Source organism: Terriglobus sp. ADX1 (assembly GCF_036877645.1).
Taxonomy (GTDB): domain Bacteria; phylum Acidobacteriota; class Terriglobia; order Terriglobales; family Acidobacteriaceae; genus Terriglobus.
In genome coordinates this window covers 44,609-57,168 of sequence record NZ_JAEDXV010000019.1, presented here as the reverse complement: position 1 = coordinate 57,168, position 12,560 = coordinate 44,609, and the positions used below count along the sequence as shown (strand labels likewise).

Annotated in this window: 13 protein-coding genes; 8 read left to right on the top strand and 5 right to left on the bottom strand. The window is 56.8% G+C overall.

Features of this window, described 5'->3' with window-relative positions; genetic code table 11:
- The 5 genes from JAO32_RS13440 to queF are packed head-to-tail and all read left to right on the top strand — an operon-like array spanning position 1 to position 5,001.
- On the top strand, positions 1 to 426 hold the full coding sequence (locus JAO32_RS13440) for a DUF3291 domain-containing protein (RefSeq protein ID WP_334241210.1): 426 nt from the start codon (positions 1 to 3) through the stop codon (positions 424 to 426).
- A 16-nt stretch (positions 427 to 442) separates the two neighbouring features.
- Entirely contained in the window at positions 443 to 1,492 is a 1,050-nt protein-coding gene (locus tag JAO32_RS13435; RefSeq protein ID WP_334241208.1) for an SDR family oxidoreductase, read from the top strand.
- A 25-nt stretch (positions 1,493 to 1,517) separates the two neighbouring features.
- The gene (locus tag JAO32_RS13430) at positions 1,518 to 2,396 is read left to right on the top strand and encodes a TIGR03435 family protein (protein WP_334241206.1); all 879 of its coding nucleotides are present in this window, start codon (positions 1,518 to 1,520) and stop codon (positions 2,394 to 2,396) included.
- A 23-nt stretch (positions 2,397 to 2,419) separates the two neighbouring features.
- Positions 2,420 to 4,558: a DUF6351 family protein gene (locus JAO32_RS13425; RefSeq protein WP_334241205.1), complete on the top strand. Its 2,139-nt coding sequence runs from the start codon at positions 2,420 to 2,422 to the stop codon at positions 4,556 to 4,558.
- Between the two features lie 20 nt (positions 4,559 to 4,578).
- The gene (queF, locus tag JAO32_RS13420; protein WP_334241203.1) at positions 4,579 to 5,001 is read left to right on the top strand and encodes a preQ(1) synthase; all 423 of its coding nucleotides are present in this window, start codon (positions 4,579 to 4,581) and stop codon (positions 4,999 to 5,001) included.
- Between the two features lie 268 nt (positions 5,002 to 5,269).
- On the opposite strand, the gene JAO32_RS13415 is transcribed toward queF, so the two are convergent.
- From JAO32_RS13415 to rbfA, 4 genes are all read right to left on the bottom strand, one after another.
- Positions 5,270 to 6,271, bottom strand: coding sequence for a GNAT family N-acetyltransferase (locus JAO32_RS13415; protein WP_334241201.1), 1,002 nt, complete (start codon positions 6,269 to 6,271; stop codon positions 5,270 to 5,272).
- Between the two features lie 76 nt (positions 6,272 to 6,347).
- A complete protein-coding gene (locus JAO32_RS13410; RefSeq protein WP_334241199.1) occupies positions 6,348 to 8,216 on the bottom strand; it encodes an ArnT family glycosyltransferase in 1,869 nt (622 codons plus the stop codon).
- 23 nt (positions 8,217 to 8,239) lie between these two features.
- A complete protein-coding gene (locus JAO32_RS13405; RefSeq protein WP_334241197.1) occupies positions 8,240 to 9,289 on the bottom strand; it encodes a DHH family phosphoesterase in 1,050 nt (349 codons plus the stop codon).
- Positions 9,289 to 9,690, bottom strand: a complete 402-nt coding sequence (rbfA, locus tag JAO32_RS13400) for a 30S ribosome-binding factor RbfA (protein ID WP_334241195.1) — start codon at positions 9,688 to 9,690, stop codon at positions 9,289 to 9,291. The genes JAO32_RS13405 and rbfA overlap by 1 nt, the downstream gene beginning before the upstream one ends.
- A 161-nt stretch (positions 9,691 to 9,851) precedes the next feature.
- Here rbfA and JAO32_RS13395 point away from each other — a divergent pair, with 161 nt between their 5' ends.
- From JAO32_RS13395 to JAO32_RS13385, 3 genes are read left to right on the top strand one after another with little or no spacing between them, the layout of a single operon-like run.
- Positions 9,852 to 10,373 (top strand): RNA polymerase sigma factor, encoded by a 522-nt coding sequence (locus tag JAO32_RS13395; RefSeq protein ID WP_334241193.1) that lies wholly within the window; start codon positions 9,852 to 9,854, stop codon positions 10,371 to 10,373.
- Entirely contained in the window at positions 10,366 to 10,773 is a 408-nt protein-coding gene (locus JAO32_RS13390) for a hypothetical protein (protein WP_334241191.1), read from the top strand. The genes JAO32_RS13395 and JAO32_RS13390 overlap by 8 nt, the downstream gene beginning before the upstream one ends.
- A gap of 32 nt (positions 10,774 to 10,805) precedes the next feature.
- Positions 10,806 to 11,630, top strand: coding sequence for a DUF4252 domain-containing protein (locus JAO32_RS13385; protein WP_334241189.1), 825 nt, complete (start codon positions 10,806 to 10,808; stop codon positions 11,628 to 11,630).
- 115 nt (positions 11,631 to 11,745) lie between these two features.
- On the opposite strand, the gene trhO is transcribed toward JAO32_RS13385, so the two are convergent.
- Positions 11,746 to 12,477: an oxygen-dependent tRNA uridine(34) hydroxylase TrhO gene (trhO, locus tag JAO32_RS13380; RefSeq protein ID WP_334241187.1), complete on the bottom strand. Its 732-nt coding sequence runs from the start codon at positions 12,475 to 12,477 to the stop codon at positions 11,746 to 11,748.
- Positions 12,478 to 12,560: the final 83 nt, after the last annotated feature.

Sequence of the window (12,560 nt, the reverse complement as noted above, 5' to 3'; positions counted from 1 at the left end):
ATGCATATCAGCCTGACACGTCTCCGTCTCCGTTCTCTGCGTTTCCTGCCTGCCTTCATGGTGTATGCATTGCGGTCAGAGTCACAGGTGCGCAGCGCATCAGGCTTCCATAAAGGTTCATTGCTGCCAGATCGCAAATTCACGTTCTGGACGATGACCATGTGGGACAGCGCTGAAAGCATGCGGGCATACATGACCTCGGGAGCCCATAAAGCAGCTATGCCAAAACTGCTGCACTGGTGTGATCAGGCTTCTGTAACGCACTGGCAGCAGGATGGTGATTCGCTGCCTTCATGGGAAGAGGCAGAGTTTCGTATGCGAACGGAAGGCCGGCCTTCTAAGGTGCTCCATCCTGCGTCGGGACATACGGATCTGACCTTCGAGTCACCGCGACTGCGTCCTTTCAAAACCATCGCGAAACGTTAAGAAAAATCTTTACCTCATGGCAACTGATTCGAATCCAATGACTATGAACGATCTTGTCCTTGTCACCGGCGGCACTGGTTTTGTCGGCATTCACTGCATCGCTGCACTGCTGCGTCAGGGCTATCGCGTCCGTACAACAGTGCGTTCGCTGGATCGTAGTCACGAAGTGTGCGAGATGCTGATACGTGCCGGTCTCGGCGATACCCGCATTGAATTCAGTACGGCCGACCTGACCTCTGATATCGGATGGCCCGAGGCCGTCGCAGGCTGTCGCTACGTATTGCATGTTGCTTCGCCGTTCTTCTTTGGCAAGGATGAGAAGGCGATGGACCTGACCACACCCGCACGCGAGGGCACGCTTCGAGTCCTGCGAGCAGCGCGCGATGCAGGCGTGGAACGTGTCGTTCTTACCAGTTCATTTGCAGCCATCGGCTACGGCCATGCGGATCGTCCCACGCCGTTTACGGAAGACGACTGGACCAACATAGATGGCGACGACGTTAGCCCATACATTCGTAGCAAGGCGATTGCGGAACGCGCCGCATGGGACTTCCTTGCGCGCGAAGGCGGCAATCTTCAGTTGGCATCTGTGAATCCGGTCGGCATCTTTGGACCCGCGTTGGGGCCGAAGCTTTCAGCTTCGGTGCAGATACTGCAACGCATGCTCAAAGGCGAATTTCCCGGCGTGCCTCGCATCGCCTTCGGTGCCGTCGATGTTCGTGACGTAGCAGACCTCGAACTGCTTGCCATGACTCGCCCGGAGGCAAATGGTCAGCGCTTCCTCGCCATCACTGGCAATGCTGTTCCGTTCATTGAATATGCGAACATTCTGCGCAAACACCTCCGCACACGCGGTGCAAAACTGCCGAAGCGAGAACTGCCTGATTGGATGATTCGTGGTTTCGCTCTTATCAGGCCTGAGGCAAAAGATCTGATTCCACAACTCGGGAAACGTCGCCAGACTACGTCGGTCAAGGCTCAACAACTCCTCGGCTGGCAACCGCGTTCCATCGAAGAAGCGCTCAATTCCAGTGCTGACAGCCTCTTCGATCTCGGTCTCGTTTGAGCTGTTGCGATAGGCTGAATGCGATATGCGAATCGTTGCCGGACTTCTTGCCATCCTCAGCCTCGCGCTTCCTATAACAGCGCAGCAGAAGCTTGCCTTCGACGTTGCTTCTATCCGCGAGAACAAGTCTGTTGAGGGACCAGGAGGCGAACCACCGCAGACGAATGTGCCACTCGGCCCCGGCAACGTCTACTCGCCAACTGGTGGCCAACTCAACGTCCGCAATATGGATTTCTTGGTGCTGGTCTCCTTCGCCTATCGCATGACCGTACCGCAGCAGGACGCCTTTCGTGACATGGCTCCCAAATGGGTCACGGAAGCGCGGTTCGATATCCAGGCACGCACTGACAAAACCGACGTCACCAAGGACGAACTCCGTCTCATGATGCGTTCGCTGCTTGCGGATCGCTTCGGCCTCGTCGTGCATTACGAAACCCGCACTGCCTCTGTCTATTCGCTGCAACTACTCAAGCCGGATACCTTTGGTCCTCACTTCCGCAAACACACCGGAACCTGTTCCAAAGATTTCAAGGGAAAAACCACCGTTGATGCAGACGCCGAAGGCTATCCCGAAGTCTGCGGAGGTCTGCTACTTCTCTCCGGTAGTGCTAGCACACACTTCCGTATCGGCGCTCGCGATATGCCGATGAGTGTCTTTGCCACTTCGCTGACGGGGTGGGGCGACCTCGGTCGTCCAGTCGTCAACGACACCGGTATCACTGGCAACATCGATTTCGTTCTCGACTTCGTATCACCCTACGCACAAGCGGCCGCCGGGACAGACGTGGATGGACAGGGCTTTCAGGAAGCGTTGCACAAACAACTCGGTGTAAAGCTGGAGTCGCAGAAGCAACCTGTGCCAGTTCTCGTCCTTGATCACATCGAGCGTCTTTCGGAGAACTGAGCGAGGCAAAGTATCATGCTGCCGTGCTCATTCGGACAGCTTTTCTCGTAGCAGGATTTCTCGCCGCCACAGTTTCCGCCTTCTCGCAGACCACTCTCAAAGCCCTATCGACCGATGCCTCTCTGGTCACCGGCGGAGATGTTCTCGTGCAACTGCATACGCTTGCAGCGAAGCCATCCGTTACGCTCAATGGCACAGACGTCAGCCGCGCCTTCCACGCACAAGGGCAGGGCAACTACCTTGCACTGGTTACTGGTTTGCGCAACGGTGCGAACACGCTGCGCAGCGGAACCGCATCGCTCACGCTAACGAATTATCCCATCGAAGGCCCCGTCTTCTCTGGTCCGCGTATTACGCCATTCATCTGCCAGACCAACGATTTCAAACTTCCTGACGGGACAACGTTGGGGAAGCCGCTGGATGAAAACTGCTCCGCACGCACGGTGGTGCAGTATGTTTATCTACCGAAGAACTCGCTGCAATTCAAGCCGATGAAAGACCTCACGAAAGTTCCGCGGGATGTTGCCATCACCACTACGGCGTCTGGCAACACAGTGAACTTCATCGTCCGCGTGGAAACGGGAACCATGGACCGCGGCATCTACCAGAACGCCGTACTTCACGATCCCACCAACGAGGCGCAGCCCACGCCATTCGCTCCGCCACGCGGATGGAACCACCATCTCATTGCATTGCAGGGCTCAGGTTGCCCTGGCGGATGGTATGTGCAGGGGGCCGCGCTCGGTGTTTCCACGCTGGATCGTGAACGACTCGCACAGGGCGATGCGCTTTTCTCCAACACGCTCAACCACACCAGCAACTCCTGTAACGCCATCCTTGCTGGTGAAGCCACGGCAATGGGCAAGGAACACTTCATCGAAACATTCGGTGTGCCGGATTGGACAATATCTATTGGCGGCTCCGGTGGTGCATACACGTCCTTGCAAATTGCGGATGCCTTACCCGGTCTCATCGACGGCGTGATGATTCGTGCGACTTTTCCTGATGCGCTCGCCATTGCGCTTGCTGGACTCGATGCGCATTTGCTCATGCATTACTTTCAATCGACAGCGCCACTCGCGCTCACAGGCGTGCAGCAGGCAGCGATTGGTGGCTATCCCTCCGTCGATGCCATGATTGACGCGGCTAATCAAGCGCAGCGTACCGATCCTGTACCCCACCGCGATGACATCAAAGGATATCTCTCGGCTATGTGGAAGGATGCTGTGCCGCGATCACTTCGCTACGATCCGGAAAAGAATCCCACGGGCGCACGTCCCACCATCTTTGATTGGGCACGCAATGCCTACGGCGTCGATCCGCAGACGGGATTCGCTCTCCGTCCGTTCGATAACACGGGTGTGCAATACGGTCTTAGCGCGCTGAATCGTGGCGTCATCACAACGACGCAGTTCCTTGATCTCAACGAAAAAATCGGCGGTGTCGACAACGACTCCAACTACATTCCATCTCGCACGCAGGGCAATCTGGACGCTATCCGCCGCACCTACCAATCCGGTCTCATGCTTAGCGGCGGCGGCGGCCTCGCTTCCATTCCCATCGTTGATGACGGCACATCGAAAGAAACCGGTGGCTACCACTACGGCTGGTTCCACTTCGCTCTACGTGATCGTGTCCGTCAGGCTAACGGCAGTTCCGCAAACATGGTCTTCTGGCGCAACATCGTTACGGACGCCGCAGCGCAGGACCTGCTCAATCATTGGATCACCGCCTACAAAGGCGATACGCGCCCCGGTACACAGCGCGACAAAGTCCTGCGCAACAAACCCTCCACCGGTGTTGACGGCTGCTTCACTGAAGGCCGGTTCACCCGCGATGAACTCGTCTTTCAAGACGCCAGCAGCCCCTGCCAGCACGACTATCCCGTTTACTCCAACGCACGCCACGAGGCTGGCGGTCCGCTTGCTGGAAACGTGCTGAAATGCACGCTCAAGCCTGTTGATCCAGCCGATTACAAAGCGCCATTCAGCGCAGACGACCTTGCCCGCCTGAAAACGATCTTTCCCAACGGCGTCTGTGACTGGTCTAAACCGGGCATTAACCAGGTGCCGCTCATCCCGTGGCCGTCGTTCGGCCCATCGCCAAAGAATCTGATCTACCAGCCGCCTGCCGTCGAAAATCCAGCAAAAACGCTAAAATAGAGGGCAGGGAAATAACGATTATGATGACCAACACCAGCCCGCTCTATACCGACGAGCACGCAGCCGCCGGCACCAAAGAGCCCATGCCCGCCATCGAGACGTGGCAGAACCAGTTCCGCTCCTACGAGATCCTTATCGACGATCCGGAGTTCACCAGCGTGTGCCCCCGCACCGGCCTGCCGGACTTCGGCCACATCATCATCCGCTACATGCCAAAGGACAAGTGTCTGGAGCTGAAGAGTCTGAAGGAATATCTCTTCTGCTATCGCAACCTCGGCATCTTCCAGGAAAACATCTGCAACCGCATCCTCGACGATATGGTTGCGGCCTGCGATCCCATCTGGGCTGAAGTAAAGGGCGACTTCCGTCCGCGCGGTGGCATCAGCACCGTGGTTACAGCGACGTATCCGCGCCCACACGACCAGACGACACCGTCAAAGTAAGCCACGGGACAGTCTCAGCGGCATGTCACGCATCACACGTGTCATGAAAAGGCTGACCCTCTCCCTGATCTTTCTTGCTGGCATCGCCACCATGATGGTGAATGCAAATGCGCAATATCATCACCATCGTCATGGATGTCGAGAGTGGCGGTATCACCACCATCATCGTTACTGCGCTCGCTGATGCCAGCGGCTAAATGCGAAACGGACCCGCTACAAGCGGGTCCGTTTTGGTCTGTCACGGACTGACTTTAGAATAGGCGACGCTTCATCCTCGAATGGAGTTTCGAGTCCACACATTCGCACAGAACTCTAGCCGCGTCCGAAATCCAAGACTTTCATACAGCGTTTTCGCTGGAGTATTGGCTTCGGTCACAGTGAGCGTAATCGCCCGCGTACCCTTCTGTGCCAGTTGCGTGGCCACATGCCTTAACAACATCTTGCCCATTCCATAGCCGCGCCGCCGAGGCGACACGCAAAGCTGTGTGATGTGCGCTACCCCAACGTCCACTTTGGATACCAATGCGAGCGCCTCAAGCTGACCGCTGCGTTCATCCCGCACGACAAAGCTGTTCTCCGCGTCGAACACACCGCAGCCAGGGAAGCGGACGATGTTGTGCAGAAACCGCAGTGATCCCTGCACCGTGCGGTACTGATCGTTAATGCTGGAATCGCCGTGGGCCTCATATGCGCGATGGATCAGGTCGCCGGCCGGTTGATAGCAGGGAGCTGTCCATCGCACCAGCTTCAGGTGCTGCGGCAGTGTTGGAAGAACTTCATCGTCCCGCCGAACGAGACTTCCTTCCGGAATCAGCTCTCGAAGATCGGGCAGATCTACTTCCATGAACAGGCGTGCGTGCGCACGAAACTCGTGCTCCTGAAATGGCTCTTGCAAGTCACTGCTCTCCAGCAGCAACTGTGATTCAACTCTGTCCACACCCGGAGTGTGCTGCAACATGGGCAGCAGGTGATGCAGCAGCGAAATCTCCAATTCGCGCGCATCCTCGCCGATGGCAAACACATCGCCCACCACGGCCTTCTGCGTTTCATACACAGAGAAGCAGTAGCCGTGTACTGCGCCTGTCGTACGTTCTACTGCTACAAACCCCGGAAGAATCCGCGAATCCAGGTAGCCCAAAAGCAACGCGATGGATTCGGAATAATCCCACCGCAGCCGTTCGTGCCACAGCCTTCCTTCTTCCGCTAGCAATTCGCGGAGGTCGCGGCCTGTGTACAGCCGCAAATCACGTATGTCGTATCGTTCCAGCACGTCTTCTCATCGCTGAGAGTAGACGGTTTTGTCTTTGTTTTGCGGGGTTTATGTGAGTGGGGAACCTCTTTGGTTCCTATTGCAAAGCATCCACGCGATACACGGCCAGCCCTTGCCACACATTTATAAACATCAGCTTGTAATGCCGCCAAGGCAGCAGCTTCTGCAACGAGGCTGTATCGTCCGACCGAATCACCAGGATGTGCTCCTCGTTCGGAACCCCCGTGATCACGCTCTGTTTCTCTGTCGCAGATTCTTCCTGCAGATAGTGCCGCAATGGTTGGTTGCGATAGAAACACAATCCGTAATCTGTATCGCGTCGGATATGGTGTGTGACCAGCAACTTCACATCCGGCGCCATCTGCTGAATCTGTCGTGCCATGGGCCGCGCGGAGTAATTCTCATCCAGAAGCCATCCATTGCGATGGAGCAGGAAGAACAGAAGGCACATGAGCGGCACCAACGTAAGCGGGCGCAGCCATTGCAACCCAAAGCGACGAGTCAGCAGAACAATGGCAACGCCGGTCACCAAAGCAATCGATCCCGCCCACAGCAGCGCCCGTGTGGCAGGAATCATGCGCTGATACACCATGTACTGCGGGCACAACAGCAGCACGAACGTGAGAAGACCGCACATGACACCGTGCGACACCATCAGCCAGCGCGGTAATCCGCAGCGACGCACACGATACAGGTAGTCGCCAGTCAGAATCGTAATCGGCGGAATTGCGGGCAGGATGTATCCCGGCAACTTCGATCCGGAGAACGAAAAGAACACCACCGGGAAGATCGCCCACAGCACCAGGAACTCAGGGAAGGCATCGCCCGCGCGTGTGTGCCCCAGGTAGCGCGCAGGCTTATGGCGCACGCGCCACTCAGCCCATGCAATATCCACGGAATCCCACAGTGCTCGCAGCGCCACAACGGTCCATGGCATCAGAGCCAAAATCAACACGATCAGGTAGTAAAACGGGTTCTGATGATGCTGGTAGCGATCCGTAGCAAACCGCTGCAGATTTTGTTCAAACAGGAAGAACTTGTAGAACGTGGGGTTGCGTAACTGAACCGCGATAAACCACGGCAGCACGATTGCCAGGAACAAGCAGATACCCGGCAGCCAGATCATCCGTCGTAGCACCTGCCACTCACGTCGCAATCCAACAAACAACAGGATGATGCTGACAGAAAGAAAGATCGCCACAGGGCCTTTCGCCAGCGTAGCGATGCCGCCAAAAAAGTACAGGTCAAACAACCAGAACTTCTTGCCTGTCTCGTACCACGCATACCAGCCAAGCATGCCGATGCAGAATGGCGCGGCGAGCTGCATGTCTGTACTTGCACCGCGCGCAAACGCAACAATCGCCACCGCAGACGCGGTAATCAGTGCAGCATCCAGATGTCCGCCAGGGCGGAATCGTCGCATGTGCAGGAAGATCAGGAAGACCAGTGCAAATGCGCCCGTCGCGCTCGACAAACGCGCCGACCAGTCGCTCTTACCAAATTCCTTGTAGAAGCTCATGGTGCGCCAGTAATACAGCGCAGGCTTCTCAAGCCAAGGATGTCCGTACAGGATCGGCGTAATGGTTCCGCCCTGGGCACATGCGAAACTCGCCTTAATATCGTTCCATCGCAGCGAACGTGGAATCACTTTCGCGTTTAACGCGTGGCAAACCGCCGAGTGTTCTTCCAGCATCTCCACTGCAATCTGCGCGTAACGCGGTTCATCCGCGCCAACCAGGCCAATCGCTGGTTGTGAAATCACCGCAGGCCCGACGCGAAATGGCACAAGCCCAAAGAACAGCAGCAATGCCGTCACCACACACAGCACCACTAACTCGCGGAGCGTGCATGCGGCCTCTGTCTGCATCCGTGCGCGCCAACCCAGTGGCCGCGTGGAAACATCATCCGGCGGAATTGCCGATTCGTTCTGTATGGGTTCGTTCACCGTTTGGGATGCCGAATCTGAGGCTAACAGACTGTCCCGGCGGCTGCGGCACGTTCGATCTCTTCATACATCGCAGCGAGCACACGCGCTACAGAAGCATCGAACGATCCCTCCAACGTGCAACCTGCGGCATTCCTATGCCCGCCACCACCAAGACGGCTGGCGACGGCAGAAACATCGACGCTTGATTTGGATCGCAGGGAGGTCCGAAACCCTGCAAGTCCACCACCTGTTTCCCGGAGGAATATGGCGGCTTCCACACCAGCAATGGAAATCAGATAGTTTACGGTGCCTTCGGAGTCCTCATCTGTTGCGTGGAACTCATTCAGGTCATCCTGCGTGATCCACGACCACGCCACACCCTGCTCAATCCGTATCCTCGACAGCGCCCGACCCAGCAGTTGGATACGACAAGCCGGAACACTGTACAAGACATCTCGCGCCACACTGTCCGCCTTCGCTCCCAGATCAATCAGAGCGTGCGCCAGCGTGAATGTATCAGCAGAAGTTCCTGGATAGGTGAAAGAGCCCGTATCTGTCATCAGTGCGGTGTACAGGCAGGTCGCAATCGCCGGGGTCACGTCTACACCCAGCGCAATTGCCACTTCAAACACCATCGCGGCTACAGCCGAAGCTTCCGGATCAATCCAGTTCAATGTTCCGAAGTGAATACCCGTCAGATGGTGATCAATATTCAGGATGCGCATGCCATTCAGCCCGTTCAGGCCGGTGCGCAAGGTCCCGTCGCATTCCAGAATGATGGCCGCGTCATAAGCGGATGCGTCCACTTCACGCGACTGGCGAATTCGCGCAATGCCAGGCAGTGTCCGGTACACCTGAGGAACAGGGTCGGCCAGAACCAAGTCCACTTCCTTGCCCAGGCGGTGCAGGATGCTACCCATAGCCAGCGTCGATCCCACAGCGTCGCCATCTGGGCGCGCATGCGAGGTGACCAGGAAACGGCGATGCTGCCGTATCTCCTCTGCAATCTGCTGTAGAGGAGTTTCCGCCGGCCCAGGCTGCGGATCAAAATCCTGCGACATATCATTGGAGTAGCGCACGGACGACGCCATCAGGATGGATTAGCCTCCGTGGCTCCGGCGCGTCGCCGTCCTTCACGTTTCTTCATCCGCGTCAGCAGTGTATCCATACGCGCATTAATCTTCTCAGACCGATCAATATGAAACGACAAGTCCGGTATATGGCGCGTTCCCATGCGGTCCAGCAACTCAGCGCGGATGTAGCCCTTGGCAGCGCGGAGACCATCCAGCGTGCGCTGTTCGTCCCCGTCGTCGCCGTTCACGGCAATGTACACATGACCGCTTTTGCCACCGGGTTCCAGCGTGACCTCAGTCACCGTGGTCGAGCCAATCCGCGGATCGGAAAGCTCGCCGTCAATAATGACACCAATCTCTTCCCGCAGTGTCTCCTGGACACGGTTCCGATGATGTTCTCTTGCACGATGTTCCGGCATGGCAAATTCCCCGTTTCTGACAGTTCAGGATACCAAAGCAGGGTTGTGGAAACCTGGCTTGATAAAAAACTTGCAGTTTTCGTTAACTTCCTGCATTCGCCCAGGCTATGTAGGCCGTATTGAAGAGTGAACAGGCTGTTTGAGGAGTAAGGAAAAATCGGGTGACGGCAACCGAAGACGAGTTTCGCGACATCGTTGACAGCCACAGTTCCATGGTCTTTTCCGTGGCGCTGCGTCTTGTCGGCGACCGCGGTCTGGCAGAGGAAGTGGCGCAGGACGTCTTCCTGGAGCTGCATCACTGGCTTCCTCGGCTGGAAAGCGCGGACCACGTGCGCCATTGGCTTCGTCGCGTCGCCACCCACCGTTCGACAGACGCTCTCCGTCGCCGCAAGGTTAGGCCGGAAGGGCAGTCCGACGAGTGGGAAGACAAACATGACCGTCCCGGCGATTCCGGCGGATCAGACTGCGGTTCCATGGGGGTAGCCATGGAGCGTATGCTGCTCAGCCTGCCGGAGGCACAACGTACCGTGTTGGTGCTTCGCTACGGCGAAGACCTCACACCGGAAGAGATCGCCCGTACCACCGGCGACCCAGTGGCCACCGTAAAGAGCCACCTGCAGCGCGGCTTGCAACTCTTACGCCGCAAAGGATCAGTAGTTTTGAAGGAGTATGTTCGTGGATAAATTCGAGCGGAACGAACAGGTGGAAATCGAAGAGTTGGAGCACGAGCTGCGCGGATGCCTGCGCCACGTGCCCGCTCCAGAAGGATTTACAGATCGCGTTATGCAGCGCGTTGCGACCCGCGAAGCTGCACGAAAGCAGAAGAATCGTCTTGCCGTTTTTGCTTCGGCCCACAAGCGCGCCGGATGGTGGGCTGTTGCTGCCGCAACGCTTGTCTTCGCCATCGGTGGCGATATGGTGCATCTGCACCACGCCCGTGAAGCGCGTCGTGCAGCGGAAGCACAGCAGCAGCTGGATCTGGCTTTGCAGTTGACCAACCACGCTCTGGATCAGGTGGACACCAGCATGGAGCGCACTCGCGCCGCACGCTTCACCCAGATCGCGCTGGAATTGGCGAAATAACTTTTGGAACTTAGGTTTTGAGGATAAGCACGATGGACGACATTTTTTCTCTCCGGCAATTCGCAGCAGCGGCTCTGCTGGCGGTCTGTACCACGGCAGTCCATGCACAGACTGCCACCACACCCTCTGCCAAGCAGCCGTATCTGCTGGCCATGCGCAGCGGATCGGGCACGACGACTCTTACTGCTTCGTTCACTGGCGAAGCTGCCCATGCTTACTCAGTCACGATGCATGACGATGGTTCAACAGAAGTAGCAGAACAGCCCGCTATGGTCGGATACGATCCGCAGACAAAAGATGACCTCATGGAAGGGCTTGATCGCCTTGGTGCGAATGCGAAGGAGCGCAATGAGGTCAACCTCGATAAGAACATGATGGCGCTGGCCGGCAATCGCGATGGCCGTTACGCCGACCTCTCTTCCAAGATTGATCTCATCACTGTCCGCAATTACGAGTTTGCCCAGAAGGGCCAGTATCAGCGCAGCGATCTGGACGGTCTGCGTCGCAAGCTGGAAGGCAACGGCTGGTCACACATCATTCGCAATGAAAGCGCTGACGAAAGCAATGACATCGTCATCCGGAGCGGCGGCGATGGCTTTATCAGCGACATGGTGATCCTCAACGCTGAATCGCGTGAAGTGAATGTCGTTCACATCCGCGGCCACTTCCGCATGGAAGATGTCAATGGCGCGATGGGGCGTGTCATGGGCATTTCGCGCGGTGCAGGCGCTGGTGCCATGGCTCCTCTCATGGGCATTACCGGCAGCAGTCACTATTCCCGCAGTAAAGCGACTCCGGCAACTCCGGCCACACCCGCAACTCCTGCGACTCCTGCGACGCCACCCTCGCCGCGATAGAGTTCAACTGATTGCAAAAGACACAAGCGCAAATGAAAACGATGATGCCCAGGTTTACAAAATCGAGCCTGGGCATTCGTCGTTGATGGATTAGTTATTTCGGCCAACGAAGGTTTTATCCTTCAAAGGTATCTTCCGGGCGCAGATCCGAATGTCGTACCGCGATCCGCTCATCGAAGATGTAGCAGTCACCCTTCCACTGGCTCTGCTCCGTCGGGGTCTCTTCCAGATAGCGCAGAATACCGCCGCGCAGGTGATACACCTCAGGAAAGCCCTGCTGCAGCATGTAAGCAGAAGCCTTTTCGCAACGAATCCCACCTGTACAGAACATTGCTACCTTCGTATGCCGCGCCGGATCAAGATGCTCCTGCACCCACTGCGCGAAATCGGAGAATTTCTCGAGCGGAGGCATTACCGCACCGTCAAAGGTGCCGATTTCTGTCTCATACGTATTGCGTGTATCCAGCAACAGCACATCGGGGCTGGAGATCAACTCATTCCAACCTGCAGGTTCCACATATTTACCGGGCCGCGCTGGATCTACCGGGTCATCAGTGCGGAAGGTAATGATTTCGCGTTTGCGCTTAAACTTCAGGCGGCGGAATGGAGGCTTTTCGCTGGAAGAGAACTTCACTTCGGCGCGGTCTAACCCCGCGCGCTCTGCCAGCAGGTTCAGAAGCCGCTCCATCGTCTCTGCTGAGCCAGCCATAGTGCCATTGATTCCTTCGGGCGCCAACAGCGTTGTGCCGCGCAGATCCGTGAGAGCAAATGTCTCGTGGAGTTCGTCCCGCAGAGCCTGCGGATCGGTGAGAGCGAAGAAGCGATAAAAAGCAGCGACCGTGTACATCCTGCTTCCAGTGTAGAAGGCCTTCGGGATGTATTTATAGATAAGCGGTTCGTTCGCAGAACGAATCTTTCTGAAAAAGATGG